The organism is Halococcus sp. PRR34, from assembly GCF_028617175.1.
Taxonomy (GTDB): domain Archaea; phylum Halobacteriota; class Halobacteria; order Halobacteriales; family Halococcaceae; genus Halococcus; species Halococcus salifodinae.
This window is the reverse complement of sequence record NZ_JAQJDA010000051.1, coordinates 1-3,690: the sequence shown is the minus strand read 5'-3', so window position 1 is coordinate 3,690 and position 3,690 is coordinate 1. Positions and strand designations below refer to the sequence as shown.

Annotated in this window: 3 protein-coding genes; 1 reads left to right on the top strand and 2 read right to left on the bottom strand. The window is 57.8% G+C overall.

What is annotated here, in order from left to right; genetic code table 11:
- Positions 1 to 1,028 (bottom strand): hypothetical protein (locus tag PHA81_RS20700; RefSeq protein WP_273838769.1); only part of this gene is annotated, 1,028 nt, incomplete at its 3' end.
- Between the two features lie 686 nt (positions 1,029 to 1,714).
- On the opposite strand from PHA81_RS20700, the gene PHA81_RS20695 reads away from it, so the two are divergent.
- Entirely contained in the window at positions 1,715 to 2,248 is a 534-nt protein-coding gene (locus PHA81_RS20695; RefSeq protein WP_273838766.1) for a hypothetical protein, read from the top strand.
- A gap of 106 nt (positions 2,249 to 2,354) precedes the next feature.
- Here the strand turns inward: PHA81_RS20695 and PHA81_RS20690 are convergent, their stop codons facing one another.
- Entirely contained in the window at positions 2,355 to 3,236 is an 882-nt protein-coding gene (locus tag PHA81_RS20690; protein ID WP_273838764.1) for a hypothetical protein, read from the bottom strand.
- Positions 3,237 to 3,690: the final 454 nt, after the last annotated feature.

Here is a 3,690-nt window from a genome sequence, read left to right as displayed (position 1 = left end):
CGTTCTGTCTGCCGGTCAAGCTCATCCCACCAGTTCATTCTACGCGCTGACGGCACGTCCCATATCGGCATCCGCTGGCCCGGGCAGCCCTCTGTTCCTGCTTCGCATTTCTCGTCGTCCTGGAACGGCTCAGTATCGTCCTCATCGTCGGTTCCTTCCGGTTCAACTGCTTCAGCAGCCATCCGTTCTATCGTCTCTAAGGCTCCCTCAGACAGCTCCTCCTCTGGATTGAACCCGCCCGGGTACACGTCGCCGAACCAGCGTAGTGCCTGCTCACCGTCGGCTATCGCCGTGTGAGAAAGCAGGTACATCGCGAGACCCGCAACATCCTCGTACGACGACGGGTGTGACAGCGATCTCATCGCATCGAGCGTTCGCACGCGCTTCGCAACCCAGTCGCCCTGCTCCTCCGGCTCGAACTCCGGCGCGGTCGCTATCTGATGAATATGCGGCGCTACCTCAGTCGCCTGTCGCCAGCCCTGTCCGTACGTCTCGCGCAGGTATTTCCATTTCTTGTCAGCCACGCCCGCCTCGCTCGCCGCGCGAAACTCACCATCCAGATCATCCGTCGTGCGCCACATGTGCAGCAGCGCGCACCCGCCTGTCACACCCGCCTCTTGCGCCAGCTCGTACGACTCCGAGCGCATCCCGTCGACGCGCGAGATCGTCCAGTCGTCTTTCTGTTCCGGCGAGAACATCGCATGGATCAGCCGTCGGTCGAGGCCGTCGTCCTGCGCCCACCGATACGCCTGAATCCGCGTCACTATCTTCTTCGCCGTCTCTCGCACCCATTCCCACCAGCACTCAGGGCAGCGGCGTAGCCCGCAGTGAGATTCGCTAAATATCGGTTCGCCACATTCGTCGCAGACGTGATACGGATACCAGTTCCCGCACGAATCCGGGCGCGCGCTCATCCCCGGAATCGAATACGCCGTATCAGCCACCCACTCATCCACGAGATCTTGGTGCGCCGACCGCGCCATGTCGATCTCCTCGTCGCTCCGTCCCGTCGACGCGAGCGGGGCCATACTCATCGTCGATCACCCACCCAATAGGGGGATATAAACGATCGCCGTACAGCCGCTCTATATCCCATCAGTAGGTGTTTGAAAATGCTTTTCGCATAATGCGGGTTCCGGACCGCAACCGCGCCAGCACCGCGATCGCGCCGCTCCGCACCGCACAAGATTCCTCGACCTCCGGTCGAGCCATAGCCCGACCGCGTACCCACCCTCCGCGCCCGGCGGCGCTCCACTGGAGCGCCGCCATGCCCACCTCCATGGTCCTGCTCGCGCGCTCCGCGCGCTGCGCGGGCTTTCACAGGCTGTTGGATTAACCAGCCATCGCTCGCCCTCTCACGACGCTCACAGCGCTCTCTCGCTCCGCACAAGGCCAGACACACACGACGACTCGCTTCGGCACAACCCGAACGCCTAAGCGTATCGTGGGAGTAGAACCATCCAACCCGCCCCCACCGAAAACATTGTCCAGATGCGCCGGCGGGTTGCGGGTCGGCGGTTTCCTCCGACCCGTTCGTCACTCGTTGAGTGTCATCTCTCCCGGCTCTAATAAAGTCGTTTCGACGCAGAATCGATTCTGATCCCACCAGACCTCTGGCCCCTGTAGGCCGTGAAAGTAACCTCAGTACGATACTGCAACTCTCAGCCACCCACCACTAGACACACTCAAAAACACAGACGGCATCGCACAATTCATGGAAATCAGCCGTCGAGAATTATTGGGCGCAATCTCATACATATCGGGTTTGGGAGCTTTAGCTGTGTATGTCTGGAATGAATTTGAAGCATATAGGGGACACATCATCGAAAAGAGAATCATTCTACATCATACCAATCAATCCACTCAAACTCTGACGATCGACAATGAGACCGACACTAGCACCTATCCCGACAAATCCGAATTATTGGCCAATAGCACCGATGGGAATATTACCGATTCTGATATGAAAATGTTAGACAACAAATCCCGCAGTATAGAATTCGAAATAGAAATGGAAGTTTACAACGACGACGTCCCGAAAGAACAAGTGAATTACACTATATCCCGGCAGCAGTTCAATCAAGTGGATCCGGGAGACTACGCCTCATTCCAAACATCAATATCAGACAACAACGACATAGTGAGCTATTCCTGTGTTGCACCTAACCAAAGTTCGCTCAAAAGTTCTTGTCAATATGAAGACGAGAATGAAACCTCTAGCGTACAGCCTCATATTCGGCGCAGCTAATTCATAGCTACGACAAAATCACAGCATCGAGATCAATTCAGCGGATATCTACTTCATCTACAAATCTGGCCCTGTAAACAGACACTCCTCCATTTGCAGGCCATAGTCACGGCAGCAGCCCTGTACCACGCGCATAGACCACCCCACCGATACCGGCCACCACACCGAGCGCACCAGTTACTCCACCAACCAGCACGCTCGCCACCAGTCCCGGCGCGAGAACGAGCACCGAGATGAGCACCGCCAGATACACCGCCAGCGCGCCAGCTGCCACGTAGCCCGCCGGCTTCACCAACCGACCCACCAGCGCCCGCGTACGCGCCGTCTCAGCCTGCTCACGAGCCAGCCCTGCCTGCTTGCTCTCCACCGCCGTCAGTCGCCGCTCAACAACGCTCACGTCCTCGATCACACTCTCCATGCTCTCAGCAGTCGCCCGCGTCCCCACCGCCTCACGAAGCTCCTTGACTCCCTGTTTGGCCTCCTTCGATCGCTCCCGCGAATCCTCGCTCTCCTTCTCGACCGAGTTTACTCGATTGAAGTATTCATCGTGGTGGTCCCGAATGTGCTCCAGCTGGTCGCGAACGTCCTCGACCTGACTCTTGTACCGGCTTAGCTTCTTCCGATAGCGCTGCACCGACTCCTTAGCTTCTGTACCCTCCTTGTAGCCCTGCTGGGCAAGATCAGCGATCTCCTCGCGAGTCGTCGGCGCAAGTAGCTCCTCAGCGTGATCTTCGACCCATGCCTCACCTTTCTCGCTGAGCTTGAACCGCCGAGATTCCCGCTCAGGCTCATCGCGCACCGCCTCAAGCACCAGTTCAGCAGGACCGAGGTGCCTCTCCATCCGATAGGACACCTGCCGATTATCGTCTAGATCCGCAGCATCTCGCAGCGCTCCCGAACTCACCCAGCCACCACCTCGAAGCGCGCGCAGTATCTGCTGGGATGGTCCATCTATCTTGTATCCATCCACCGAGAGTTCCCCGCTCATAATCACTCATATCTCGGCCGAAATACCCCTTAAACCTTCGTTGTGGACCGAACGTTTCGGCCCCATTTCAGTATGTACGAAGGCTTAACGCGCGCGTAAAGCCCAGCGATTTGTGACACAGACGATTGAGCCGATTGGGCAAAGGAGAAAGTGCCCACCTGAGGGTCCAGCAGCGACCCATCATCCGAGGGTCCACCGTGCTCGACGAAACACGACTGAGGGTCAGAGCCAAAGCGAGCGACGACTGACTGAGGGTCCACCTGAGTGTAGCAGCTACCAATCCCGAGGGTCCACCTTAGCGATAGCTCTACTATCATCCTACATCCGCCATCAGCGCGAGGCGATCACGCGCCTCCTGTTCCGTTGAGCATGGTGGTGGATCTAGATCTCCCATCATCCAGTCTACTGCTGCTGTCATCCGGCGTTCTGTCTGCCGGTCAAGCTCATCCCACCA